Genomic DNA, 24,332 nt, shown 5'->3' on the forward strand with positions numbered 1-24,332 from the left:
GAGCTTGCTCCCGCTTGAGTGCGCAGCGCTCACAAAATCTATGCCGTTCGCAGAGCTTTGGGGCCGCTTCGCAGCCCAGCGGGAGCAAGCTCCCTCGCCACAAAGATAATTTCAGCGTCCTAAAAAAAACGCCCCGCTCTCACTGAGAACGGGGCGTTTTTCATGGGGCCGAATCAAGCGTAGCTTTCGGTCTCGTTACTGGCTTCAACCAGTTCCAGGGCGACGTTGTTGTGCGCATTGATCTTGCGATACAGCGCAGCGTCGGTTTCCAGAACTTTTTCCCGGGCCGGGAAGATTTCCGCCAGTTTGGTAGCCCATTCGCCGGATGCCTTGTTCGGGAAGCATTTTTCAATCAGCTCAAGCATGATCGAAACAGTCACCGAAGCGCCTGGGGAGGCGCCGAGCAGGGCGGCAAGGGAACCGTCTTTGGCCGCGACCAGTTCGGTACCGAACTGCAGAACGCCGCCTTTCTTCGGATCCTTCTTGATGATCTGCACCCGTTGGCCGGCCACTTCCAGGCGCCAGTCTTCGGCTTTCGCCTCAGGGTAGAAGCGACGCAGGGAGTCCAGACGCTGCTCCATCGACTGCATTACTTCGCTGACCAGGTACTTGGTCAGGTCCATGTTGTTTTTCGCCACGGCCAGCATCGGGCCGATGTTGCCGGCGCGAACCGACATCGGCAGGTCCATGAAGGAGCCATGCTTGAGGAACTTGGTGGTGAAACCGGCATAAGGTCCGAACAGCAGGGACTTCTTGCCATCGACCACGCGGGTATCCAGGTGCGGCACCGACATCGGTGGAGAACCCACCGCAGCCTGGCTGTAGACCTTGGCCTGGTGATGCTTGACCACTTCCGGATTGTCGCAACGCAGCCACTGGCCACTGATCGGGAAGCCGCCGAAGCCTTTGCTTTCTTCGATGCCCGAGGCCTGCAACAGCGGCAGTGCCGCGCCGCCCGCTCCGAGGAAGACGAATTTGGCGTCGACTTCACGGGTGTTGCCGCTGTTGACGTCCTTGATGCTGACGGTCCAGCCGCTGCCGTTACGCTTGAGGCCCGTCACGCGCTTGCAGTACTTGACCTGGGCATCGGGTGCGCTGGTCAGGTGCTTGAGCAATTGATTGGTCAGGGCGCCGAAGTTGACGTCGGTGCCGTTCATTACGCGGGTGGCTGCGACGACTTCGTCGGCTGGCCGGCCCGGCATCATCAACGGCATCCAGTCGGCCATGGTGGCCTTGTCTTCGGTGTATTCCATGTCCGAGAAGGCATGGTGCTTGCTCAGGGTCTTGAAGCGTTCCTTGAGGAAGGAAACGCCATCATTGCCCTGCACGAAGCTGAGGTGCGGCACCGGGCTGATGAACGTCTTGCAGGAGCCGAACGTGCCTTTTTTGGTCAGGTAGGACCAGAACTGCTTCGACACTTCGAACTGAGTGTTGATGTGCACGGCTTTCTTGATGTCGACGCTGCCGTCGGCCGCCTGCGGCGTGTAATTGAGCTCACACAGCCCGGCGTGACCGGTACCGGCGTTGTTCCATGGGTTGGAACTCTCCGCAGCACCGGAATCCATCAGCTCGACGACTTCCAGCTTGATCGCGGGGTCGAGTTCTTTGAGCAGTACGGCAAGGGTGGCACTCATGATGCCGGCCCCAACCAGTACTACGTCGACTGCTTCGTTATGCGCCATTTAACGCGTCTCCAAAATCTGCAGCACCAAATTGTCGGCATGGCTGCCAGGCGTTCCGGGGCGTGTCAGTGATGCCCAGGTACCCGTGGTCAGTGTTGCCATGTCCGAATCTTCGCAATTTTTCGCAACTTCGACGGATGCATGCGGCCGGGCCTAAAGAGTTACATGAACTCATCTCAGCGCGCGGCTGGCAATTCGACTTATGGTCGAGACATCCGTTTGTGCAACCAAATCCGTAGCGGACAGGCTTCAGGCTCCGGTGTTCGAGGAGTACTCGGTCCCGTGTCGTTGGGCTGTTTCAGACGCTAATGGTGCATGTTCAGACGCAAAACTATTCATTTGCTCGCCACACTCTTGTGAAGTTGTGAAAACCCGTTTTTTTCACGCTCTTTTGAAGACGTGAACCTCAAAAAAGGGCTGTCCCAGCCTGGCACCGTGCCCGGATGGATTGCCGTCATGGGGTACATGACAGGCAAAACGGGCAAACAGCTCAGTGACCGAGCGTAATGACAGCTCTGCAGATTCGCGAAAAGTGGGGTTTTTGCTCAAGGAACAGCAAGCGCGCCAGCTTCACTCGATCTGTGTGGGCGGCTCTCTGTGGGCGGTGCGGGGTGCCAATACCGAAGCATTGACGATGCTGCGAGGCCCGATCAGGAGACGTCCTTATAATCGGGGGGAGATTGTATCTAAGAAACGCAGGGAAATGGACGTGTTTAATGACTTTTATTAGGCGTCTGGTCAGGTGGTCAACAGATGTTGCACCCGTGCACGTGGCCGGCGCTGGCTGACACGGGCGCTCGGGGGCAGGGGATGGTGCAACCAGTTGAGGCGGATTTCTTCGATTTCGACCCAGCCATCGCCCATCGGCTGGAGGCTGCACTGCTTGAACGCCTGGCAATGGCCATTGCGGTCGAGCAGGGCAAAACTGCGGTGCAAGGGGCGTGGCGCGAACAGCGAGATGAGATAACGCATGACAAAGTACCTTGTGGGTGACCTGCCGAGAAGGTTGCCAGCAAGCCGTGACGTGAAAGTGTATGGGCGATGACAGATCTGTGACACGAGGGGGGTTCTGATGGGTTTGTAGGAAATTACTTCAATCATTGCAGCGCCCTAGTTCGCTGCAGTGGCGCACGGCTATACTGCGGGCCTGTTTGTGCCTGATTCTGGAGAGAAGAGCATGTTGCAACGCCTGTTGTTCGGTTTGATCACTGTGACCAGTTTGACCCTCGTCGGCTGCGCCCACAGCCCGCAACAACTGAACCCTGAACCCAAGCTGACAGCTCAGCTGGCGCCGGTCGGCCGCGGTCAGCCGGTGGTGGTGCGTGTGGTGGATGGTCGTCCGTCGCCAACCCTGGGCACCCGTGGTGGCTTGTACCCCGAGACCAGCGCGATCACCGTGCAGGGCGCGCAGATCCTGCCGAAGTTGCAGGCACAGGCCGAGGCGGCCGTGCGGTTGCTGGGCTTCACCCCGACCTCGAATGCGCTGAATGCCCCGCAATTGACCGTTACCCTGGCCGAGTTGAAGTATCAGTCGCCTAAAGAAGGCATGTACGTGACTGAAGCGACCATCGGCGCAACTTTCCGCTCGGATGTGCAGAACGCCAACCGTCGCTACAGCGGCCGTTACGGCGCATCCCTGGACCAGCGTTTCGGTATGGCGCCGAATCAGGAAACCAACACCAAGCTGGTCAGCGACGTGTTGAGCGATGCGTTGACGCGTCTGTTCAAGGACCCGACGATTGGTCAGATTCTCGGCGAGTAACTTTCGCGAGATTCAAAAAAGCCCGGCGCCAGCAATGGCTCCGGGCTTTTTCATGCCTGCTGATTACCGATCACCAGTAGGCGCGAGGCTGGTGGGGTCAGGCCGCTTGTGAATAGAAATCCAGCACGCTCACGCCGGTCAGCAAATCCGTCTCTGGCAAATCCGCATGCTGATGCCCGCCCAGTGCGCAATAAACCAGCCAATGGCGGTCCTGAACGTTAAAGGCGAGGCTTCCTACGAGGTTTTGTTGTTCGTCACTCTGGGCGATGAGGTAGAGGCGGTCCTGGTTTTCGGCGTGCAGCATGACGGTATCCGTGTCGGTTTCGAGGGCCGCCAGACTGGCGTATTCATATGACGGAGCCATGACACAGGGCAGCATTTGGTCAGATGGTTCGTTATTTGTCGGAAAGGCAGGGCAGGGGGACAGGCTTTCGGTAGAATTCGCGCCGCGGTCGTCGGTTCGGCGTCTGCCACACCTGTTTTGCCGAGGTCCGTGATGTCGTTGCATTTGATTTCGCTGTTCACCCACCATCCCGCCAAGTTGATCAACCTGCTGGCCTTGCTGTTGGCCTTCCCGGGTAGTTGGCTGCTGCATGCCACGCGTCGCCGTGAACAACGCGCCATGGCGAGCCTTGTCGCCCAACGCCAGAGCCGCCCGAACGAAGAGCCCACCCTGGATTGGGCGACGTTGCGCATGAACCGTTTCTTCTACCGCTTCGGCTTCGCGTGCCTGGGGTTGGCGTTGCTGGTGTCTTGGATCAGCACCCGGTTCTGAATCTTTGACGCAGAACCTTGTGGCGAGGGAGCTTGCTCCCGCTGGGCTGCGAAACGGCCCCACAACCAGCCATCCTTGTAGCGTCAGGCAAACCGCGAGCACCGATGTTTCGACTGCTGCTTAGTCGGGTGGGAGCAAGCTCCCTCGCCACAGGGACAGTGCCTTGCCCATCTACCGCGTCAAGGCAAATAAAAACGGCGCCTAGAAGGCGCCGTTGTTGTATCCAGTCAATTACAGCGGCAAACCAGCCTTGACCCGATACTGATTACGCACCGGCGTCGCATATTGCAGTACCAGATACGGCCGATGTTCCTCAGGGCAGGCTTCCAGTCGGCGTTGCCATTCTTCCTGGGCCTTGGCCAGTTCGTCGGCCGCAAACACCTCGGCAGCTTTTGGCACCTGCAATTGCGGGTCAGCGTCTTTCCACTGCGCGTAAGCCAGGTAATGCACCGGGAATAACCGGTAGCCGCCGAGAATCTGCCGGTCTATTTCGATCGCCAATTGCTTGGTGTCGTCGAACAGTTCGGTGATCGGCGCGGCGAAGTTCACGTGCACCCGGCCCTTGTAGCCGGTGATGCCCTTGGCGATGCTGACGTCGTCCTCGCCCGGGACTTTGGTGTAGCTGCCGGTGGTGGCGCGGATGAACAACTCGCGGGCCTTGGCCTGGTCGCACGGGTCGTATTCGTAGCTGATCGACACCGGGCTGACGTTGAGCGAGCGGATGACTTCGCCGAACGGCTCGTCCTTGCGGCTCATGTGGAACATCTTCAGGATCGCCGACTCGGTGCGGTCATCACCGTCCTTGGCCCGGCCCTCGGCCTGGGCGATCCAGATGGAGGCGCAATCGTTGCGGATCGAGTGGTTGATGTAGGCGGACAGCAGCTGATACGCCGCCATCTTCTCGCGACGCCCGGTGATCGAACGGTGCACGATGAAGCTCTTGTTCAGGCGCATCAAATCGCTGACAAAGGGCTTTTGCAGCAAGTTGTCGCCGATCGCGATGCGCGGTGTCGGCAGGCCGGCGTGGTACACGGCGTAGTTGACGAAGGCCGGGTCCATCACGATGTCACGGTGGTTGGCGATGAACAGGTAGGCGCTGCCGGACTTGAACTGCTCGACACCGGTGTACGTCACACCGTCCGTGGCTCGTTCGATGGTGTGGTCGACATACATCTCGACTTTATCCTGCAACGTCGCCACCGAGGTGACGCTGGCGAACTCACGGCGCAGCCGATGAGCTATAAGAGGTTTGAGCGCCCAGCCAAAGGCACCGGCAAAACGCGGGAAGCGGAAATGGATGAGGATATCTAGAAACGCCTTGTCGCCGAGCAGTCGGTCCAGCACCGCAGGGACTTCGCTGTCATTGTAAGGTCGGATGGCATCGAATTCGCCCATCATGCTCTCTTGTTAGAAACGGCTAGGGTAAGTAAAGGTTTTGATCGAAAACCAACGGGGCACGGTCTGAAAAGTTAGCCAGACAAAAATAGCCCTGCAAATAGACCGGCGATTATACGCACAAGTCACTTGGGAGACCGCGATGCTGGAACCTGCGTTGTACGAATGTCCGTATTGTGGTGAAGAGGTCGAGACGACGGTGGACCTGTCCGGTGGCGATCAGACCTATATCGAGGACTGTCAGGTGTGCTGTCGGCCGATAACGTTTGTGTTGCAGGTAGACGGAGAGGAATGGCATCTCGAAGTGTTCAGCGAAAACGAGTAAGGGGCGTCTATGCAGCGAATCTACGAGCCGGAAAACCTGATGGAAGGGGAGTTGCTGCAAGGCATGCTGGCCAGCGAGGGCATCGAGGCGCATCTGGTGGGCCGCGATTTGATCGGCGGGACCGGTGAACTGCCGATCTACGGCCTGCTGGGTTTGTCGGTGGACAACGACCAGGCCGAATACGCCCGCGAGCTGATCACCGCGTACAATGCCGCGCTGCCACTGCCCGGTGATGAACCGGACAGCTTTCCCGGCACGCTGGTCTGTTAGGCTGGCGTTCGTTTTATTGAGAGTCGTGTTGCCCCATGTGTGGACGTTATGCCCTGTTTCGCTGGAACCCCGCCTTCGCGGCCCTGCCTGGCTTCCCCGCCGATCAGCAGGCCCAGTGGAATATTTCCCCCAATGATTCGGTGCTGATGCTGCGTGCCGGTGCAGACGCTCAGCGTGAGTTGGCGCGGGCGCGTTGGGGGCTGACGCCGCCGTGGCTGACCGATCTTTCCCGCACCCCAGCCCATGCCCGGGCCGAAACCGTCGCTGAACAACCGATGTTTCGTCAGGCCTTGCGCGAACGCCGTTGCCTGCTGCCGGCCAACGGTTTCTACGAATGGCGTGGCACGACCCGCAAGCGCCCGTATTGGCTGACGCCGGGAGAAGGCTCGACCTTGTTTTTTGCGGCGATCTGGGAAGCGTATCCGGTGCAGGAGCAAGTGTGGCTGAGCACGGCGGTGATCACCCAGCCGGCCGCGAGTCAGCGTCGGCCGTTGATTCTGGATGAAGCAGGGCAGGCGGCGTGGCTTGATCCCGAGACGCCGCTGCATGTATTGCAAGGGTTGCTGGCCAGTGAACCCGCGGCGTTGCGCGAGCGGGTATTGGCAAATCTGGTGAATGATCCGAAGCTGAATGGGCCGGAGTGTCTGACCCCTGGTTAAAGGTTGTCTGTGCTGACGCCTTCGCGGGCAAGCCTCGCTCCTACAGTGGATCTCTAGTGTTCACAAATAATGTGTTCACAGAAATCCCCCTGTGGGAGCGAGTCTGCTCGCGATAAGGTCCGCAGGACCTTCCTGTAATCTTTAAACTTTGAACTGATTGATCAACCGCCGCTGCTGTTCCGCCAACTTGGTCAGATCCGCACTCGCCGCACTGGATTCATCCGCCCCGCCGGCCACTTCATTGGCCACTTGCCCGATGTTGATCACGTTACGGTTGATGTCATCCGCCACCGCGCTCTGCTCTTCGGCCGCACTGGCAATCTGGGTGTTCATGTCATTGATCACCGACACCGCCTGAGTAATGGTCTCCAGGGCCTCGGCCGCTTTCGCCGCATGTTGCACGCTTTCGTCTGTGCGGTTCTGGCTGTCCTCCATGACCCGCACTACATCGCGGGTGCCTTGTTGCAGTTGCTGGATCATGGTCTGGATTTCTTCAGTGGCTTTCTGAGTCTTCTGCGCCAGGTTGCGCACTTCATCGGCCACCACCGCAAAACCGCGGCCCTGTTCGCCCGCGCGTGCCGCTTCAATGGCCGCATTCAAGGCCAGCAGATTGGTTTGTTCAGCGATCCCGCGAATGGCGGTCAGGATCGCGTTGATGTTCTCGCTGTCCTTGGCCAGGGTTTGCACCACGCCCACAGCCTTGCCGATTTCAATTGCCAGGACGCCAATCGAATTCGACGTATCCCGGACAATTTGCATGCCCTGGGCCGCTGCCTGATCGGCATGACTGGCGGCTTGCGCGGCCTGGGTGGCGTTGCGTGCCACGTCTTGGGCGGTGGCGGTCATTTCATGCACCGCCGTCGCCACTTGATCGATCTCGGCCATTTGCTTCTGCACACCGATGTTGGTGCGGATGGCAATGTCGGCGGTGTGTTCCGATGAATCGCTGACGCTCTGCACCGAGGTCACGACCTGGGTGATCATCGCCTGTAGCTTGGCGAGGAACGTATTGAAGCCTTTGGCAATCGAGCCCAGTTCGTCGGCGCGGTCGCTGGTCAGGCGGCGCGTCAGGTCGCCTTCGCCTTTGGCGATATCGTCGAGCATCGCCACCATTTGCTTGAGCGGACGGGCGATGCCGTGGCCCACCAGCCAGATCACCAACAGACCGATACCGGCGATCAACAAACCGACCATGGCCATGCCGAAGGTGTCGGATTTGCGCTGAGCGTCCAAGTCGCCCTGGAGTTTTTGCAGGTCGGCCATCACGGCGTTCAGCGGCAGTTGCAGCATCAAGGTCCAGCGCGCATCGGTCTGGCCGATGCCGAAGGGCAGGTACAACTCGATCCGGCCCTGGGCCTTGTCGACGGTGTAAGTCACTTCGCCGCCCTTGAGGTGGGCCATGTTGGCGATCTGCTTGCTGTCGAGAATGTCGCTGACCTTTTCGCCGAATTTGCTCGGGTCCTTGGTGTAGGCAACGATCCGGCCATTACCGCCGATCAGCGCCATTTCCCCTGCGCCGCTGTACAGTTTCTGATTCGCCCCCAGCAACATTTCCTGGATGAAGTTCACCGACAGGTCGGCGCCGACGATGCCCTGGAAGGCACCGTTGAGCATGATCGGTTCAATAAAGGAGGCGAGCATGACGATCTTGTCGCCGACCTTGTAGGGCGCCGGATCGATCACGCAGGACTTCTTGGTTTCTTTCGAGCACAGGTAGTACTCGCTGGCACGCACGCCGGTGGACAGGGTTTTCTGGTCATCGACGTCCACCAGTTTGTCCAGGCCCAGGGTGCCGTCCTCGTTGCGAAACCACCACGGCAGGAAGCGCCCGTTGCTGGCGTCGATGCCGACTACCTTGGTGTCGACGTAGGCTGCATCGTTGTGATCGAGCGCGTCTTTTTCCCAACCTATATAGGTGCCGAGAATTTTCGGGTTCTTGGCCACGTTTTCCTTGATCAGGCTGATCAACTGCTCCCGGCTCAGACTCAATGTCGGCTGGCCATCGGCCCCCGGCGTACCGATCAGCGCGTTGACCCGCACCAGGCCGCCAGCGATCAGCAGCGGCGCTTCGAGTTCGCGCTGGATCTGGCTGACCTGGGTTTGCGCCAGAGAGGTCAGGCGCTGCTCGATGACTTGCTCGAATTGCGCCTGGGTCCGCTCCTGGACCATGTCTTGCGTCCGGGCGCCGGAAAACAGTGCGTACAGCACCAGCGCGGCGACTACGCTAAGGACGATGGCGCCGGCGAGGGCGGCCACGGAAAACTGGATCGACTTGAATTTCATGGGTGCTCCGCACGCAAGAGGACGTCTGCGGTGGTGTATCGGCAGGATGCTGGAGGGCCATGAGCGAGGCAGCGCGAAATGGCTGTTTTGGAGTGGTTGATGTCGTAAATGAATCATTGCCGGGCGTTGGCGGCCGTGGCGAGCGCCGTTATGTGAATTTTTTCCTACGGCAATGAGAGCTTTATCTGAAATGAGCGTCTACACGTCAGTTGTATCTGGTGCGGATACAGTTACCCGCCTAGGATACCCGGCATGTTTTCAGGGAGTTTTTTGATGAACAAGACATTGGTTGTGTGTGCGCTGAGCGCAGGTTTGTTGCTTGCCGGTTGTCAGTCGGTCAATACCACCAGCGGTGGGGCTGTTGGCGTAGAGCGTAAGCAGTACATGTTCAGCATGTTGTCCACCGACGAAGTCAACCAGATGTACGCGCAGTCTTATCAGAAGACTGTCGGAGAGGCGAGCACCAAGGGTGTGCTGGACAAGACCAGTAACGACGCCAAACGCGTCCAGCTGATTGCCGATCGGCTGATTGCCCAGGCGCCGGTGTTTCGTCCGGATTCGGCCCAGTGGAAATGGGAAGTCAACCTGATCAAGAGCGACGAGCTCAATGCCAACTGCGGGCCTGGCGGCAAGATCTTTTTCTACACGGGGCTGATCGACAAACTGCAACTCACCGACGATGAAATCGCCGCGATCATGGGCCATGAAATCGCCCATGCCCTGCGCGAGCATGGTCGTGAAGCGATGTCCAAGGCATACGGCGTCGAAATGGCCAAGCAAGGCGCAGGTGCGTTGCTCGGTCTGGGTCAGGACAGCCTGGCCCTGGCGGACACCGTGGCGAAGTACGGCATGACCTTGCCCAACAGCCGTGGCAATGAAAACGAGGCGGACCTGATCGGCCTCGAGCTGGCGGCCCGCGCCGGTTACAACCCGAATGCGGCGATCACGTTGTGGAACAAAATGAGCAAAGCCTCGGAAGGCGCCCCACCTGAGTTCTTGAGTACGCACCCGGCTTCGTCCAGCCGGATTGCTTCGTTGCAGGCGGCGATTCCGAAGGTGATGCCGTTGTACGAGAAAGCGCCGAAATCCTGATGGTCAGGCGGTGATGCCGCTGACGCCTTCGCGGGCTAGCCTTGCTCCTACAGGTTTTCGGTCGATTACGACACAGAATCTGTAGGCGCGAGGCTTGCCCGCGAAGAACGATAACGCGGTCTATCAACCTACGGCGTCAAACCCATCCGCTGCTCTGCATCGCCTTGTACACCGCCACAATCGCCAGGACAAAGAACGCCGACGCCGCCAGGCGACGGATCAGGGTGAGCGGCAATTTATCCGCCGCAAAGTTACCCGCCAGTACCACCGGCACGTTGGCAATCAACATCCCGGCGGTGGTGCCGATGATCACCAGCCACAAATCCGGGTATTGCGCGGCGAGCATCACCGTGGCGACCTGGGTTTTGTCGCCCATTTCTGCCAGGAAAAACGCGATCAGCGTGGTCAGGAACGGCCCGAACTTGCGGGCGGTGCTGGCTTCATCGTCGTCCATCTTGTCCGGCACCAGGGTCCACAGTGCGGTCGCGGCGAAGCTCGCCGCCAGGATCCAGTGCAACACCGCATTCGAGAAGAAACTGCCGAACCAGGCGCCGACCGCACCGGCCGCCGCATGGTTGGCCAGGGTCGCGGCGACGATGCCGGCGATGATCGGCCAGGGTTTGCGAAAGCGGGCAGCGAGAATGAGCGCGAGCAGTTGCGTCTTGTCGCCGATTTCGGCCAAGGCAACGATTGCGGTGGGAACGAGCAAAGAGTCCAGCATCAGGGATTTTCCTAAGGGGCGGGTCGACACGGCTATGACACGTACAGCCTTCCCGCCCCGGGTAAGGTGTTCGTGTCATAGGTCTTGTCAAACCCTGCGATCCGTCTGATGCGGACGCTTGGGTCGCATACGCCATGGTCTGTTGACCAAGTATGTTGACGTATGCCGGACGAGCATGGCGCTCGTGGGAGACTACTCCCCTAGGACGGAGCGGATTCTGCCTAGGCAAAACCCGTTAGGCAAGCACTTATTTTTCAGCCTCGTTTGGCCCGATAAATTCTGAAACCCTGTCCTTCGGCCTTGATCGCGCACACGCCCAAGTGCTCTTCGATCAGCGGTTGATACTTCAGGAAGCTGTTCGCTACCAAGCGCAGTTCGCCGCCGTTTTTCAGATGTTTGGCTGCTTTTCGCAGCAAGTTCTCGGTGGCGAAGTAGTCGGTGTGGACGCCGACATGGAACGGTGGATTGCTCAGAATTGCACTTAAACCCATCGGTGCCGCGTCGATGCCGTCACCGGTAATCACGTCCGCTTCCAGGCCATTGGCAGCCAGCGTCATACGGCTGCTGGCGGCAGCGAAGGCGTCCACGTCAAGCAACGTCACCTGATTGTGCGGATAACGACGTTTCACCGCCGCACCCAGTACACCGGCACCGCAACCGAAGTCGAGCAAGTGGCCGCTCGGCAACTTGTCCAAGTGTTCCAGCAGCAATGCGCTGCCGCGATCCAGCCGGCCGTGGCTGAACACGCCCGGCAGGCTGATGACTTTCAGCGGACCTTCGGTCAGCGGCAATTCATAGGTCTGGGCCAGGCTTTCCAGCGACTTGGCTTCTGGCGCGTTGGCCACAGTAACCAGCCAGAGCTGGCAATGCCGCGCACTGTCGAGCTTGCGTGGCTTGCCGAAGGGGTTCAGTTGCTTGGCCGCGCCTTCGATGCCGCTGCGTTTTTCACCCACCAGGTACAACTCGCGACCGGCCAGGCGAGAGGCGAGGGCGTTGAGAATGTAATCGGTCAGGTCCTTGGACTTGGGTAAAAACACCACCGCCGTCTCGAACTCACGCTCGGGTGCGGTCACACCAAAATGGCTGCGCTCGGCAAAACGCGCCTCCAGCGCCGCTTGATCACCGGCATGCCAGCACCAGCCATGGGCGTCGGGTAGACGGCCGAGCAAGTCGTCGGCGGGCAAACCGGCCAGCAGCACCGAACCCTGGAATAAGTCGGCCTGACGAAGCAGTACTTCACTGCGCGGATCCATAACTGCTCCTGTGAAAAAAAGTGCCGCAGTCTATCAACTGACGACCCGCAGCGCTTTACCGCTGAAGTATCCCTGCGCGTTTTCGGTCAACTGACCGACGATCCTTTGCCGCGCCTCGCGACTGCCCCAGGCGTTGTGCGGCGTGACGATCAGCCGTGGAATATCGTGGGCCAGCAACGGATTGCCGGCGGTCGGTGGTTCGACGCTCAGCACATCGGTCGCCGCGCCGCCCAGATGACCGTTGCGCAAGGCATCGGCCAGTGCCTGTTCATCGATCAAGCCACCGCGTGCGGTGTTGACCACGAACGCGCCGGGTTTCATCGAGGCCAGTTCGCGGGCACCAATGAAGTGGCGGGTGTGTTCGTTGAGCGGGCAGTGCAGGGTAAGCGCATCGATTTGCGGCAGCAGTTCATCCAGCGGCAAGCGATCCGGCCGGGCAGGACGCCCCGGAATCTGCCCCAGCAAAACGCGCATACCGAAGGCTTCGGCCAGCCGTGCGACGGCGCCGCCCAGTTCGCCATGGCCGAGCAGGCCGAGGGTTTTGCCCTCGAGTTCGACAATCGGGTAATCCAGCAGGCAGAACTGTTTCGCTTGCTGCCAGCGGCCTTCACCCACGGCTTTCTGATAGTCCGCCAGGCGCGTGGCCAGGTTGAGCAGCAACATGATCGTGTGCTGCGCCACCGACGGTGTACCGTAGCCCTGGCAGTTGCAGACCGTGATGCCGTGGGCACGAGCGGCCGCGAGGTCGACGTTATTGGTGCCGGTAGCGGTGATCAGGATCAGCTTCAGATCAGGGCTGGCGGCGATGGCGTTGGCGTCGATCAGAATCTTGTTGCTGATGGCCACGGTGGCGCCCTTGAGGCGTTCGATCACCTGCTCCGGCGTGGTCTGTGCGAACAGCTGCAAGTCGTCAAAGCAGTCGCGCAACGGGCTGAGATCGAGGTCGCCCAGGTCCAGGGAAGGGTGGTCGAGGAAAACGGCGCGGCGAGAGTTCGTCATCAACTGTACCTTTTGTGCGGTGAACTGAAGGCGTAATCTGCCGAGCCTACCAGATGAAACAAATGGTTACCCAATAGCTGGATTGACACACAACCTGTGGCGAGGGAGCTTGCTCCCGCTGGGCTGCGTAGCAGCTCCAACCCATGTGGGCGTGGTTTGTCAGGAGTACCGCATCATCCTTTTTAACGACTGCTTCGCAGTCGAACGGGAGCAAGCTCCCTCGCCACAGAGATTGAGTTCGCTTCAGAATTGATCAATCAAACCGATCTACCCCAAAGGAGCCCCCATGTACTGGACAGAGTTCTTGACCGTTGCCCTGATTCACTTGCTCGCCGTCGCCAGCCCCGGCCCGGATTTCGCCGTGGTGGTGCGTGAAAGCGTGACTCATGGCCGTCGCGCCGGGACCTGGACAGCGCTGGGCGTCGGTACGGCGATTTTCCTGCACGTCGGCTATTCATTGCTCGGCATCGGCCTGATCGTGTCGCAGTCGATCGTGCTGTTCAACGCCTTGAAATGGGCGGCTGCCGCGTATCTGCTGTACATCGGCTACAAGGCCTTGCGCGCGCAACCGGCTAAAGCCGTCACCGACGACTTGCACAAGGAAGCCGGCGAGCGCACACCCCGCGGTGCCTTCACCTCAGGTTTCGTGACCAACGGCCTGAACCCCAAAGCCACGCTGTTCTTTTTGTCGCTGTTCACCGTGGTGATTAACCCGCACACGCCGTTGGTGGTACAGGCAAGCTACGGGCTCTATCTCGCGGCGGCGACGGCCGTGTGGTTCTGCCTGGTGGCGCGGCTGTTCAGCCAGCAGCGCGTGCGCGCCGGTTTTGCGCGGATGGGCCATTGGTTCGACCGGACCATGGGTGTGGTGCTGATCGCCATCGGCGTCAAACTCGCTTTTACCGAGATGCATTGATCGCGCAGAGCCCTGGATCACGAATCCCCGCAAATGCTGGCGCAAAGCTAGCATTTGTACGGCTCTGCAAATCATTCCTTTGGCTGATTTGGCCGGCGTATAAGGGTTCTAGAGTGTTTGCCTCTTGAAGCCAACACCGTGCAGTCAGAAAAGGGATTCTTATGTTGCAGACTCGCGTTATCCCCCCAGCCGAAGGCGCTTACCAGTATCCGTTGCTGATCAAACGGCTGCTGATGTCCGGCGCTCGTTACGAGAAAACCCGCGAGATCATTTACCGCGACCAGTTGCGCTACAGCTATCCGACCCTGATCGAGCGGGTCGCGCGGCTGGCCAACGTGCTCACGGCGGCCGGGGTCAAGGCCGGCGATACCGTGGCGGTGATGGACTGGGATAGCCATCGGTATCTGGAATGCATGTTTGCCATCCCGATGATCGGCGCGGTGATTCACACCATCAACGTGCGCCTGTCACCGGAACAGATCCTCTACACCATGAACCACGCCGAGGACCGCTTCGTGCTGGTCAACAGCGAATTCGTCGGGCTGTACCAGGCGATTGCCGGGCACCTGACCACGGTCGAGAAAACCCTGCTTCTGACAGACCTGCCGGAAAAAACCGCCGACTTGCCGAACCTGGTAGGCGAGTACGAGCAGTTGCTGGCGGCCGCGAGCACGCAGTACGACTTCCAGGACTTCGACGAAAACTCGGTCGCGACCACGTTCTACACCACCGGCACCACCGGCAACCCTAAAGGCGTCTACTTCACCCACCGGCAACTGGTGCTGCACACCATGGGCGTGTCGACCATCATGGGCGCCATCGACAGCGTGCGGCTGCTGGGCACCAACGACGTGTACATGCCGATCACGCCGATGTTCCACGTGCATGCCTGGGGCTTGCCGTATGTGGCGACCATGCTCGGGCTCAAGCAGGTTTATCCCGGCCGTTACGACCCGGAGTACCTGGTGGAGCTGTGGCGCAAGGAGAAGGTCACCTTTTCCCACTGCGTGCCGACCATCCTGCAGATGGTCCTCAATTCCAAGGCGGCGCAGAGCACCGATTTCGGCGGCTGGAAAATCGTCATCGGCGGCAGTGCGCTGAACCGTGCACTGTACGAAGCGGCCAAGGCCAAGGGCATTCAGCTGACCGCCGCTTATGGCATGTCGGAAACCGGGCCGTTGGTGTCCTGTGCCCACCTCAACGATGAGCTGATGGCCGGCACCGAAGACGAACGCACCACGTATCGCATCAAGGCCGGCGTACCAGGGCCATTGGTGGAGGCGGCGATCGTCGACACCGACGGTAACTTCCTGCCCGCCGATGGCGAGACTCAGGGCGAACTGGTGCTACGTGCGCCGTGGCTCACCGAAGGCTACTTCAACGAACCGCAAAAGGGTGCCGAGCTCTGGGCCGGGGGCTGGCTGCACACCGGCGACGTGGCGACGCTGGACAGCATGGGCGTGATCGACATTCGTGATCGCATCAAAGACGTGATCAAGACCGGCGGCGAGTGGATCTCGTCCCTGGACCTCGAAGATCTGATCAGCCGTCACGTGGCGGTACGCGAAGTAGCAGTGGTAGGCATCGCCGATCCACAGTGGGGCGAGCGCCCGTTTGCGCTGCTGGTGATCCGCGAAGGGCATGAGATCGGGGCTAAAGAGCTCAAGGAACACCTCAAGCCATTCGTAGAGTTGGGCCACCTGAGCAAGTGGGCGATCCCGAGCCAGATCGCCCTTGTTACTGAAATTCCCAAGACCAGTGTCGGCAAACTCGACAAGAAGCGCATCCGCCTAGACATCACTGAATGGCAGGCCAACAACAGCACCTTCCTCTCGACGCTTTAAGCGCCTTCTGGTGTGCCCGAAAGGGCACGCCAGCCCCACCAAGCAAGCGCTTGGCTTGTGAAATCCGAATTTTCAGCCATCCTTGGCATGCCGACATGTGTCGGACTGGCGAAAGGACTGTTCCAGAGTGGCCGGCAGCTGCAAATCACACTTTAGAGGGATCAAGCTCTACTACCTGCTGGCTATAGTCCGCTCAAGGATTTTTAAGAACGGAGCGCACGCACAAAACGGGGCGATGCAATTTGGAGTGACTTCGGGACGCCTTGGCTCCCCGTCATCCACAACGTTTTTAGAAGTGCTAACTGCCATAACAATAATGCACATGGAGTAGCGTCGATGACATCAGTAAACACGTTCTGGCGCCGGGCGAAATTGCCCCTGGCGGTCAGTCTCGCCTCTTCGCTCGCCGGGCCTGCATTCGGCGTCAGTTTCAACGTTGGTGAAATCGAAGGTCAGTTCGATTCTTCCCTCTCGATCGGTTCCAGCTGGTCTACCGAGAGTGCCAACAAGAACCTCATTGGCGTGAACAACGGTGGCAGCGGCCTGTCCCAGACCTCTGATGACGGTCACCTGAACTTCGAAAGCGGGAAAACCTTCTCGAAGATCTTCAAGGGCATCCATGACCTTGAATTGAAATATGGCGACACTGGCGTTTTCGTCCGTGGCAAATACTGGTACGACTTTGAACTGAAGGACGAAAGCCGTCCGTTCAAGGACATCAGCGACAACAACCGCAAGGAAGGCGCCAAGTCCTCCGGCGGGCAAATCCTCGACGCCTTCGTCTACCACAACTACTCCGTTGCCGATCAGCCGGGTTCCGTGCGTCTGGGCAAGCAGGTAGTGAGCTGGGGTGAAAGTACCTTCATCGGCGGCGGCATCAACTCGATCAACCCGATCGACGTGTCTGCGTTCCGTCGTCCGGGTGCCGAGATCAAGGAAGGCCTGATCCCGGTCAACATGTTCTATGTGTCCCAGAGCCTGACCGAAAACCTGTCGGCAGAAGCCTTCTACCAGCTGGAATGGGACCAGACCGTTGTCGATAACTGCGGCACGTTCTTCTCGCAGCCGGACATCGTTGCCGATGGTTGCACCGACAACCTTCGCGTGCTGAACAAGCGTTCGCAGATTCCAGCCGTGGCGTTGGGTCCATTGGCCGCCAACGGCGTCAATGTCAACGAGGAAGGTGTGCTGGTCCAGCGTGGCGGCGATCGTGATGCTCGCGACAGCGGCCAGTGGGGCGCGTCCCTCAAGTACATGTTCGAGCCGCTGGACACCGAGTTCGGTGCCTACTTCATGAACTACCACAGCCGTGCGCCGATCTTCAGCGCCACGGGTGCGCCGCAGTCGGTCTATAACACCGCGGCTTCTCTGCCAGGACCGTTCGCCGCACTCGCGCCGCTGCTGGTGGCAGGTAACTCGAAATACTTCATCGAATACCCTGAAGACATTCGCCTCTACGGCCTGAGCTTCTCTACCACCCTGCCTACCGGTACGGCGTGGAGCGGTGAACTGAGCTACCGTCCGAACGCACCGGTGCAGCTCAACTCCACCGACATTCTGTTCGCCGGTGTACGACCTCTGGGCGGTGCCCTGGGTAACGCTTCGCTGCTCTCTGCCGGCCCGGGTCAAGACCTGCACGGCTATCGTCGTAAAGAAATCACCCAATTCCAGACCACCCTGACGCACTTCTTTGACCAGGTCATGGGCGCAAGCCGTCTGACCCTGGTGGGCGAAGTGGGCGTGACTCACGTCGGCGGCCTGGAAAGCACTTCCGACCTCCGTTATGGCCGCGATCCGGTCTACGGTCCGGGTGCATTGCCAGCCACTGGCGGGGCGAATACGTGTGTGGCCCTCAACACCAGCACCATCAACGGTGCCGGCCCAGGCACTCCAACCAACAACCGCAGCCGCAACTGCAACAGTGACGGCTTCACCACGTCGACTTCGTGGGGCTACCGTGGTCGCGCCATCTGGGAATACAACGACGTGTTCGCCGGTGTGAACCTCAAGCCGAACGTGGCTTGGTCCCACGACGTGGATGGTTACTCGCCAGGCCCTGGCGGCAACTTCGAAGAAGGTCGCAAAGCGGTGAGCCTGGGTGTCGATGCCGAATACCAGAACACCTACACCGCGAGCCTGGCCTACACCAACTTCTTTGATGGCAAGTACACCACCGTCGATGACCGCGACTTCGTTGCGCTCAGCTTCGGCGTGAACTTCTAAGCACTGTTTTTTCAGGACGAACACACATATGAAAATAACAAAGAGTCTGTTCCACGCTGGAGTTCTGGGGCTTTCGCTGCTGGCGACCAGCGTCATGGCGGCAGTGCCTGCTGCCGAAGCGGACAAACTGGGCAAGAGCCTGACGCCGATGGGCGCCGAGATGGCGGGCAACGCTGACGGTTCGATCCCGGCCTGGAAACCGATGGCGAAAAACGCCGGCACCGTGGACGGCAAAGGCTTCCTGTCTGACCCGTTCGCCAGTGAAAAACCGCTGTTCACCATCACTGCGCAGAACGTCGACCAATACAAAGACAAGCTCGCTCCGGGCCAGTACGCGATGTTCAAGCGCTACCCGGAAACCTTCAAGATGCCGGTTTACCCGTCCCATCGTGGCGCGACCGTGCCGGATGCCGTGTTCGCCTCCATCAAGAAAAACGCCACCAACACCAACCTCGTGTCTGGCGGCAACGGCCTGGAAAACTTCGAAACCGCCGTACCGTTTCCGATTCCAAAGACCGGCGTTGAAGTCATCTGGAACCACATCACCCGTTATCGCGGAGGCAGCGTGACCCGCCTGGTGACCCAGGCGACGCCGCAACCGAACGGTTCGTACAGCCTGGTGTACTTCCAGGATCAGTTCGTGTTCCGCGACAAGATGAAGGACTACGATCCGGCGAATCCGGGCAACATCCTGTTCTACTTCAAGCAGAAAGTGACCGCGCCGGCACGTCTGGCCGGTGGTGTGCTGCTGGTGCACGAAACCCTCGATCAGGTTAAAGAGCCACGTTCGGCGTGGGTCTACAACGCCGGTCAACGTCGAGTGCGTCGTGCGCCACAAGTGTCCTATGACGGGCCGGGTACTGCGGCTGATGGCCTGCGGACCTCCGACAACCTGGACATGTACAACGGTGCGCCGGATCGCTACGACTGGAAACTCGAAGGCAAGAAAGAGATGTACATCGCCTCCGACAGCTACAAGCTCGATTCACCGCAACTGAAGTACGATGACATCATCAAGGCCGGTCACATCAACCAGGACCTGGCTCGCTACGAGCTGCGCCGGGTCTGGCATGTGGTGGCTACCTTGAAGGAAGGTCAGCGTCACATCTACGCCAAGCGCGACTTCTACATCGACGAAGACACCTGGCAAGCCGCGGTGATCGACCACTACGACGGTCGTAATCAACTGTGGCGAGTGGCGGAAGCTCACGCCGAGAACTACTACGACAAGCAAGTGCCGTGGTACGCCCTGGAAACCCTGTACGACCTGCAATCGGGCCGTTACCTGGCACTGGGCATGAAGAACGAAGAGAAGTCGGCGTATGACTTCGGCTTCACCGCGACCACCAGCGAATTCACCCCCGCTGCGCTGCGTCAGGACGGGGTTCGTTAACCTGCACTGAACAGAGGCCGCATCCTCGAAAAACGCCCCGACTGGTTCGGGGCGTTTTTTTTTGCCCGGATTTCTCACTGTGAATCTTCAGTGTCGATGACGGCCTATCGCGAGCAAGCTCACTCCCACAGGTAACGCGCTCTTCCATGAGAACGCCGTCAACTGTGGAAGCGAGCCTGCTCGCGATGGACGCGACACGGGCTGTCAGGAAAACTCCATCTCAAGCCCCGCAACTTCTGCTTGTATTCTTTTTGTAGCCATTTGTAGCAATAACCTTCATTCCCTCTTCGTTTACCGATAGTCTGCGGACATCTGCAACGCCGCCACCCGCAATTCAAACAAGAGCCGGCCATGACTGATCTGTCCCCACTCCCGGGCCCTGCAAGCGTTGCCGTCGCGGCACTGGACGGGCGCTTTTTTCGGCCCCCGTTGCCCGACGGCCATGTGCTGCGGCCTCGCCTGTGCGAGCGCCTGAGTGCTGGCCTCGGTGGCAGGTTGTTGCTGGTCAGTGCACCCGCCGGGTTCGGCAAGAGCTCACTGGCGGTGGAGTTCTGTCAGGGGCTGCCGGCCCATTGGCACAGTCTGTGGTTGGGGTTGAGTCCTCGAGACAGCGATCCGGGGCGTTTCCTCGAGCGGTTGCTCGAAGGTCTTCAGGATTACTTTCCGAAGCTCGGCAGCCAGGCCCTGGGTCTGTTGAAAATGCGCCAGCGCCATCAGCCCTTCGCCTTCGAAGAATGGCTGGACGGGTTGCTCGATGAACTGGCCATCCACCTTTCGCCGATGACACCTTTGCTGCTGGTGCTGGATGACTATCACCTGGCGCAGGGTCCTGTGCTGGATCGTTGTTTGCAGTTTTTCCTCAATCATTTGCCCGATGGCTTGCTGGTCATGGTGACCAGCCGACAGCGTCCGGACTGGCATCTGGCGCGTTTGCGCTTGTCGCGGCAATTGCTTGAGTTGCATGAGCAGGACCTACGACTGACCCACGATGAAGCCCTCACGCTGCTCGATCGACACAGCAGTTCATTGCGTGGCGAGGCACTGGAAAACCTGATCCAACGCAGTGAAGGCTGGGTCGCCGGCCTGCGTTTCTGGTTGCTGGCGGCGTCCGAAGCCGGTACCGACGGAGCATTGCCGCAGTCGTTGCACGGCGGAGAAGGTCTGATTCGCGATTACCTGCTCGAAGAAGTCATCGATTGCCTGCCCGCCGAAGTGCAGTCGTTCCTGTACGACACCGCGCCTCAGGAACGTTTTTGCAGCGAGCTCTGCGACGCGGTCCGCGAGGCCCATGACAGTGCCGAAATCCTGCGTTTCCTTCAGGCGCACCAAGTGTTTCTGGTGCCGCTGGACGAGCACGGGCACTGGTATCGCTATCACCATTTGTTTTCCGACCTGCTGCGTACCCGGCCCGCCGCCCAGTCAATCGTGCCGGCCGCCAGCCTGCATCTGCGCGCCTGTCGCTGGTTCAATGCGCAGGGGTTGCTCGACGAAGCGGTGGAGCAGGCATTGCGCGCCGGACACCTGGACGTTGCAGCGAACCTGGTGCAAAACCTCTCTGAAGAACAACTGCTCGCCGAACAGAATGTCGGCATGCTGCTGCGCTGGAAGATGGACTTGCCCGACAGCCTGCTGATCAGCACGCCGCGCCTGATTGTGCTCTACAGCTGGGCGTTGGGACTGGCCTGTCAGCTGGACGCTGCCGAGGAGCTGGCGGCGCACTTGAGTCGTTTCCTGCCAGCCCCATCGGCCACTGCGCAGAAGTCCATGCTGGCGCAATGGCTGGCCCTGAGTGGCATCATCGCCCGGGGGCGAGGCAATCGCGCGCTCACGCAACTTTACTGCACCGAAGCGCTGGATAGTCTGCCGGCCAAGCGCTACGGGCAACGGCTGATGTGTCTTTCTACGCTGTCCAACCTGGCGATCGCCGACGGCGACCTGTGGCGTGCACGCAGCTTGAACCGCGAATCGCTGGAATTGGCGCAACGGGTCGGCAACCCGCTGTTCGAAGCGCTGGCCCATTACGACCGCGCGCGTGTGCTGCAAGCGCGCGGGGAAATTCTGCGCTCGTTGCAGGAGGTCCGTCAGGGGCTGCAACGCCTGCAAGGGTTATCCCCGCAACGGCTTTATGCCGTGCGTGCGCGCCTGACCTTGTACGAGGGCTTTTTGCTGGCCGTGCGCTTGCAGCCGCAAGCCGCGCGGGTGCGTCTACAAGCCGGTCTGAATGAAGCCCGAGCCTGTCGCGATATCAGCGTGTTGATCGGCCACTGCGTGATCGCCCGGCTCGAGGGCAGCAGCGGCGAGTTCGCCAAAGCCTTCGCCGAACTCGCCGAAGCCGAACGCCTGATGCACATCTGGGACGTGCCGCCGATCTACTACCTGGCGATGATCACCCTGGTCAAATGCGAGCTCTGGCTGGCCCAGGGCCGTACCGATCTGGCCGAAGCCTGGCTGGCGCGATTGGGACAGACCTACAACGGCGACCACGCGGCAGCGCCGCCGGAATTCCATCCACAGCTGCCGCTGCATATCGAATTGCAGCAAGCCTTGCTGGAGGTGATCCAGGGGCAGCCGATGCTGGCCGAGGGGCGTTTGAACGCGCTGCTTGAGCATGGGCAGAAATCGGGACGGCAAATGCTCAGCGTGATGGCGCTGACTCAGAAAATCGCCCTGTTGCTTTCGGCCGGGCGTGAGCCCGAGGCGCGCAAGGCGTTTGCCCAGGCACTGGAAGCGGCAGCCGGTGGCGTCCTGCAACCGTTCGACCGATTGCTGGCCGAACACCCGGACTGGCTGCGCGGGCAACTGCAACTATGCGCTCCTACAGTCGTTTCGCAGGAACTGACCGAAAAACTACCAGCCTTGGCCGCTCGCCCGACACTGGAAGCATCCCCCGCAACGGAACAGCTCAGCACCCGTGAGCTGGCCGTCCTGCGCCTGATCGCCCAAGGGTGCTCGAACCAGGAAATCAGCGATCAGCTGTTCATCTCGCTGCACACGGTCAAGACCCACGCCAGTCACATCAACAGCAAACTTGGGGTTGAGCGAAGGACGCAGGCGGTGGCGCGGGCTAAAGAGTTAAGGGTGCTGGAGTAGCGCATTTTCAAGATCTACCGGGTCCGCTAAATGACGGAATACGGTTTTGTGCCAAAATTGCCCATCCCTGTTTTCCGAGCATGCCCCGATGTCCCAGCAGCCCACCCTCATCCGCGAAACCTTCCCTGTCGGCCCTTTGCAGTGCAACTGCACGATCATCGGCGACCCGATCACCAAAAAAGCCATCGTGGTCGACCCGGGTGGCAACCACGAACTGATCCTCGCGCGCCTCGATGCCTTGGGCCTGAAGGTGGTGAGCATCATCCACACCCATGCGCACCTGGATCACTTTCTGGCCTCCGGTCAGCTCAAGGAGAAAACCGGCGCGACCCTGCATCTGCACAAAGAAGATCAGTTCCTCTGGGACAATCTGGAGATGCAATGCCAGATGTTCGGTGTGCCTTACACGCCGGTGCCGTCGCCGGATCGCTGGTTGGCCGACGATGAAGAGCTGGCTTGCGGTTGCGGCGTGGCGTTGCACACGCCGGGTCATACCCCGGGTTCCATGAGCTTTTGGTTTTCCGAGGCCAAGCTGCTGATTGCCGGTGACACGTTGTTTCGTCGCGGGGTAGGGCGTACGGATTTGTGGGGTGGCGATCAAGCGACCATCGTGCGGTCAATCAAGCAGCGACTCTATACGCTCGACGAAGAAGCAACGGTCGTGACCGGGCATGGTCCGGACACGCGCTTGGGCGATGAAATGCGCGAGAACCCGTTTGTGCGGGCTTGAAGGCAATCGACGGAATTTTCGTCGGCCAAAACGATCCAACACCCGCAAAGGTCCATTGCCTTTGTCCGTTGCACCCCAGAATGCAAAAAGTAGGAGCTCTTCATGTTCACCAAGCAGCGTTTGATTATTGTCGCTACGGCTGTGGCCTTGCTGTCTGGCTGCGCCTCGCCTAACCCTTATGACAACCAGGGCCAGGCTGACAGTGGCTCCACGGGCATGAGCAAAACCGCTAAATACGGCGGCCTCGGCGCTCTGGCTGGCGCCTTGGCTGGCGCCGCCATCGGTCATGATAACCGTGGCAAGGGCGCGCTGATTGGCGCTGCCGTGGTGGGTGCTTCCGCTGCCGGTTACGGTTACTACGCTGACCAGCAAGAGAAAAAGCTGCGGGCCAGCATGGCCAACACCGGTGTCGAGGTGCAGCGTCAGGGTGACCAGATCAAACTGATCATGCCGGGCAACATCACGTTTGCCACCGATTCGGCAAATATCGCCTCCAGCTTCTATCAGCCGCTGAACAATCTGGCCGGCTCGCTGAAGGAGTTCAGCCAGAACCAGATCGAAATCGTCGGCTACACCGACAGCACCGGCAGCCGCCAGCACAACATGGACCTGTCGCAACGTCGTGCGCAGAGCGTGGCGACCTACCTGACCTCGCAAGGTGTCAGCGGCGCCAACCTGTCGGCGCGCGGTGCCGGGCCGGATAACCCGATTGCCAGCAACGGCGACGTCAATGGCCGGGCGCAGAACCGCCGCGTTGAAGTCAACCTGAAGGCGATTCCGGGTCAGCAGTACGGTGGTCAGCAACAGCCAGGTACGGTTCAGCAATACCCGTAACATCTGCGCAATAAAAAACTGTGGGAGCGAGCCTGCTCGCGAAGGCGGCGTGTCAGACAACAATCAGGTTGGGCTGACACGCCGCC

At 59.9% G+C, this 24,332-nt stretch carries 21 protein-coding genes and 1 riboswitch; of the genes, 13 read left to right on the top strand and 8 right to left on the bottom strand.

Going from position 1 to position 24,332, the window contains the following annotated elements:
- Positions 1-173 precede the first annotated feature (173 nt).
- Positions 174-1,682: a malate dehydrogenase (quinone) gene (gene mqo, locus QMX98_RS17620; protein ID WP_010458221.1), complete on the bottom strand. Its 1,509-nt coding sequence runs from the start codon at positions 1,680-1,682 to the stop codon at positions 174-176.
- Between the two features lie 738 nt (positions 1,683-2,420).
- Complete coding sequence (locus tag QMX98_RS17625; RefSeq protein ID WP_010458219.1) at positions 2,421-2,654, bottom strand: hypothetical protein; 234 nt, start codon at positions 2,652-2,654, stop codon at positions 2,421-2,423.
- Positions 2,655-2,859: 205 nt separating this feature from the next.
- Between QMX98_RS17625 and QMX98_RS17630 the strand changes: the two genes are divergently transcribed.
- Complete coding sequence (locus QMX98_RS17630; protein ID WP_010458217.1) at positions 2,860-3,444, top strand: YajG family lipoprotein; 585 nt, start codon at positions 2,860-2,862, stop codon at positions 3,442-3,444.
- A gap of 97 nt (positions 3,445-3,541) precedes the next feature.
- Here the strand turns inward: QMX98_RS17630 and QMX98_RS17635 are convergent, their stop codons facing one another.
- On the bottom strand, positions 3,542-3,748 hold the full coding sequence (locus tag QMX98_RS17635) for a hypothetical protein (RefSeq protein ID WP_010458215.1): 207 nt from the start codon (positions 3,746-3,748) through the stop codon (positions 3,542-3,544).
- A gap of 192 nt (positions 3,749-3,940) precedes the next feature.
- Between QMX98_RS17635 and QMX98_RS17640 the strand changes: the two genes are divergently transcribed.
- The gene (locus QMX98_RS17640) at positions 3,941-4,219 is read left to right on the top strand and encodes a hypothetical protein (protein WP_200667000.1); all 279 of its coding nucleotides are present in this window, start codon (positions 3,941-3,943) and stop codon (positions 4,217-4,219) included.
- Between the two features lie 231 nt (positions 4,220-4,450).
- Here QMX98_RS17640 and QMX98_RS17645 read toward each other — a convergent pair whose 3' ends face one another.
- Entirely contained in the window at positions 4,451-5,617 is a 1,167-nt protein-coding gene (locus QMX98_RS17645) for a 1-acyl-sn-glycerol-3-phosphate acyltransferase (RefSeq protein WP_077749002.1), read from the bottom strand.
- Between the two features lie 139 nt (positions 5,618-5,756).
- On the opposite strand from QMX98_RS17645, the gene QMX98_RS17650 reads away from it, so the two are divergent.
- From QMX98_RS17650 to QMX98_RS17660, 3 genes are read left to right on the top strand one after another with little or no spacing between them, the layout of a single operon-like run.
- On the top strand, positions 5,757-5,939 hold the full coding sequence (locus QMX98_RS17650) for a CPXCG motif-containing cysteine-rich protein (RefSeq protein ID WP_010458210.1): 183 nt from the start codon (positions 5,757-5,759) through the stop codon (positions 5,937-5,939).
- A 9-nt stretch (positions 5,940-5,948) separates the two neighbouring features.
- Positions 5,949-6,209 (top strand): DUF2007 domain-containing protein, encoded by a 261-nt coding sequence (locus QMX98_RS17655; protein ID WP_010458208.1) that lies wholly within the window; start codon positions 5,949-5,951, stop codon positions 6,207-6,209.
- Positions 6,210-6,244: 35 nt separating this feature from the next.
- Complete coding sequence (locus QMX98_RS17660; protein ID WP_010458207.1) at positions 6,245-6,868, top strand: SOS response-associated peptidase; 624 nt, start codon at positions 6,245-6,247, stop codon at positions 6,866-6,868.
- Positions 6,869-7,009: 141 nt separating this feature from the next.
- Here QMX98_RS17660 and QMX98_RS17665 read toward each other — a convergent pair whose 3' ends face one another.
- Complete coding sequence (locus QMX98_RS17665) at positions 7,010-9,151, bottom strand: methyl-accepting chemotaxis protein (RefSeq protein ID WP_010458205.1); 2,142 nt, start codon at positions 9,149-9,151, stop codon at positions 7,010-7,012.
- 273 nt (positions 9,152-9,424) lie between these two features.
- Here QMX98_RS17665 and QMX98_RS17670 point away from each other — a divergent pair, with 273 nt between their 5' ends.
- Positions 9,425-10,243, top strand: coding sequence for a M48 family metallopeptidase (locus QMX98_RS17670; protein ID WP_010458203.1), 819 nt, complete (start codon positions 9,425-9,427; stop codon positions 10,241-10,243).
- 136 nt (positions 10,244-10,379) lie between these two features.
- On the opposite strand, the gene QMX98_RS17675 is transcribed toward QMX98_RS17670, so the two are convergent.
- The 3 genes from QMX98_RS17675 to QMX98_RS17685 form a co-directional block, all read right to left on the bottom strand.
- Positions 10,380-10,964, bottom strand: a complete 585-nt coding sequence (locus QMX98_RS17675; protein ID WP_010458201.1) for a TMEM165/GDT1 family protein — start codon at positions 10,962-10,964, stop codon at positions 10,380-10,382.
- A 90-nt stretch (positions 10,965-11,054) separates the two neighbouring features.
- A riboswitch (yybP-ykoY riboswitch) is annotated at positions 11,055-11,177 on the bottom strand.
- 41 nt (positions 11,178-11,218) lie between these two features.
- Positions 11,219-12,217 carry a class I SAM-dependent methyltransferase gene (locus QMX98_RS17680; RefSeq protein WP_282411155.1) on the bottom strand — a complete coding sequence of 333 codons (999 nt, stop codon included), beginning with the start codon at positions 12,215-12,217 and terminating at the stop codon, positions 11,219-11,221.
- A 33-nt stretch (positions 12,218-12,250) separates the two neighbouring features.
- Positions 12,251-13,216 (bottom strand): 2-hydroxyacid dehydrogenase, encoded by a 966-nt coding sequence (locus QMX98_RS17685; RefSeq protein ID WP_010458197.1) that lies wholly within the window; start codon positions 13,214-13,216, stop codon positions 12,251-12,253.
- Between the two features lie 286 nt (positions 13,217-13,502).
- Here QMX98_RS17685 and QMX98_RS17690 point away from each other — a divergent pair, with 286 nt between their 5' ends.
- From QMX98_RS17690 to QMX98_RS17720, 7 genes are all read left to right on the top strand, one after another.
- Positions 13,503-14,132: a LysE family transporter gene (locus QMX98_RS17690; RefSeq protein WP_154501722.1), complete on the top strand. Its 630-nt coding sequence runs from the start codon at positions 13,503-13,505 to the stop codon at positions 14,130-14,132.
- Positions 14,133-14,293: 161 nt separating this feature from the next.
- A complete protein-coding gene (locus QMX98_RS17695) occupies positions 14,294-15,976 on the top strand; it encodes a fatty acid--CoA ligase (RefSeq protein WP_077748998.1) in 1,683 nt (560 codons plus the stop codon).
- A gap of 336 nt (positions 15,977-16,312) precedes the next feature.
- Positions 16,313-18,199 (top strand): DUF1302 domain-containing protein, encoded by a 1,887-nt coding sequence (locus QMX98_RS17700; protein WP_010458194.1) that lies wholly within the window; start codon positions 16,313-16,315, stop codon positions 18,197-18,199.
- A 28-nt stretch (positions 18,200-18,227) separates the two neighbouring features.
- The gene (locus QMX98_RS17705) at positions 18,228-19,592 is read left to right on the top strand and encodes a DUF1329 domain-containing protein (protein ID WP_282411156.1); all 1,365 of its coding nucleotides are present in this window, start codon (positions 18,228-18,230) and stop codon (positions 19,590-19,592) included.
- A 351-nt stretch (positions 19,593-19,943) separates the two neighbouring features.
- Positions 19,944-22,682, top strand: a complete 2,739-nt coding sequence (locus tag QMX98_RS17710) for a LuxR C-terminal-related transcriptional regulator (RefSeq protein ID WP_282411157.1) — start codon at positions 19,944-19,946, stop codon at positions 22,680-22,682.
- 88 nt (positions 22,683-22,770) lie between these two features.
- On the top strand, positions 22,771-23,412 hold the full coding sequence (locus tag QMX98_RS17715) for an MBL fold metallo-hydrolase (protein ID WP_010458191.1): 642 nt from the start codon (positions 22,771-22,773) through the stop codon (positions 23,410-23,412).
- A 102-nt stretch (positions 23,413-23,514) separates the two neighbouring features.
- Entirely contained in the window at positions 23,515-24,246 is a 732-nt protein-coding gene (locus tag QMX98_RS17720; RefSeq protein ID WP_010458190.1) for an OmpA family protein, read from the top strand.
- Positions 24,247-24,332 lie beyond the last annotated feature (86 nt).

It is taken from the genome of Pseudomonas sp. PS02303, assembly GCF_029959925.1.
Classification (GTDB): Bacteria; Pseudomonadota; Gammaproteobacteria; order Pseudomonadales; family Pseudomonadaceae; genus Aquipseudomonas; species Aquipseudomonas mandelii.

Coding starts and splice junctions, on each gene's coding strand:
- mqo (WP_010458221.1), bottom strand. CDS start 1,682: ATGGCGCATAACGAAGCAGTCGACGTAGTACTGGTTGGGGCCGGCATC.
- QMX98_RS17625 (WP_010458219.1), bottom strand. CDS start 2,654: ATGCGTTATCTCATCTCGCTGTTCGCGCCACGCCCCTTGCACCGCAGT.
- QMX98_RS17630 (WP_010458217.1), top strand. CDS start 2,860: ATGTTGCAACGCCTGTTGTTCGGTTTGATCACTGTGACCAGTTTGACC.
- QMX98_RS17635 (WP_010458215.1), bottom strand. CDS start 3,748: ATGCTGCACGCCGAAAACCAGGACCGCCTCTACCTCATCGCCCAGAGT.
- QMX98_RS17640 (WP_200667000.1), top strand. CDS start 3,941: ATGTCGTTGCATTTGATTTCGCTGTTCACCCACCATCCCGCCAAGTTG.
- QMX98_RS17645 (WP_077749002.1), bottom strand. CDS start 5,617: ATGATGGGCGAATTCGATGCCATCCGACCTTACAATGACAGCGAAGTC.
- QMX98_RS17650 (WP_010458210.1), top strand. CDS start 5,757: ATGCTGGAACCTGCGTTGTACGAATGTCCGTATTGTGGTGAAGAGGTC.
- QMX98_RS17655 (WP_010458208.1), top strand. CDS start 5,949: ATGCAGCGAATCTACGAGCCGGAAAACCTGATGGAAGGGGAGTTGCTG.
- QMX98_RS17660 (WP_010458207.1), top strand. CDS start 6,245: ATGTGTGGACGTTATGCCCTGTTTCGCTGGAACCCCGCCTTCGCGGCC.
- QMX98_RS17665 (WP_010458205.1), bottom strand. CDS start 9,151: ATGAAATTCAAGTCGATCCAGTTTTCCGTGGCCGCCCTCGCCGGCGCC.
- QMX98_RS17670 (WP_010458203.1), top strand. CDS start 9,425: ATGAACAAGACATTGGTTGTGTGTGCGCTGAGCGCAGGTTTGTTGCTT.
- QMX98_RS17675 (WP_010458201.1), bottom strand. CDS start 10,964: ATGCTGGACTCTTTGCTCGTTCCCACCGCAATCGTTGCCTTGGCCGAA.
- QMX98_RS17680 (WP_282411155.1), bottom strand. CDS start 12,217: ATGGATCCGCGCAGTGAAGTACTGCTTCGTCAGGCCGACTTATTCCAG.
- QMX98_RS17685 (WP_010458197.1), bottom strand. CDS start 13,216: ATGACGAACTCTCGCCGCGCCGTTTTCCTCGACCACCCTTCCCTGGAC.
- QMX98_RS17690 (WP_154501722.1), top strand. CDS start 13,503: ATGTACTGGACAGAGTTCTTGACCGTTGCCCTGATTCACTTGCTCGCC.
- QMX98_RS17695 (WP_077748998.1), top strand. CDS start 14,294: ATGTTGCAGACTCGCGTTATCCCCCCAGCCGAAGGCGCTTACCAGTAT.
- QMX98_RS17700 (WP_010458194.1), top strand. CDS start 16,313: ATGACATCAGTAAACACGTTCTGGCGCCGGGCGAAATTGCCCCTGGCG.
- QMX98_RS17705 (WP_282411156.1), top strand. CDS start 18,228: ATGAAAATAACAAAGAGTCTGTTCCACGCTGGAGTTCTGGGGCTTTCG.
- QMX98_RS17710 (WP_282411157.1), top strand. CDS start 19,944: ATGACTGATCTGTCCCCACTCCCGGGCCCTGCAAGCGTTGCCGTCGCG.
- QMX98_RS17715 (WP_010458191.1), top strand. CDS start 22,771: ATGTCCCAGCAGCCCACCCTCATCCGCGAAACCTTCCCTGTCGGCCCT.
- QMX98_RS17720 (WP_010458190.1), top strand. CDS start 23,515: ATGTTCACCAAGCAGCGTTTGATTATTGTCGCTACGGCTGTGGCCTTG.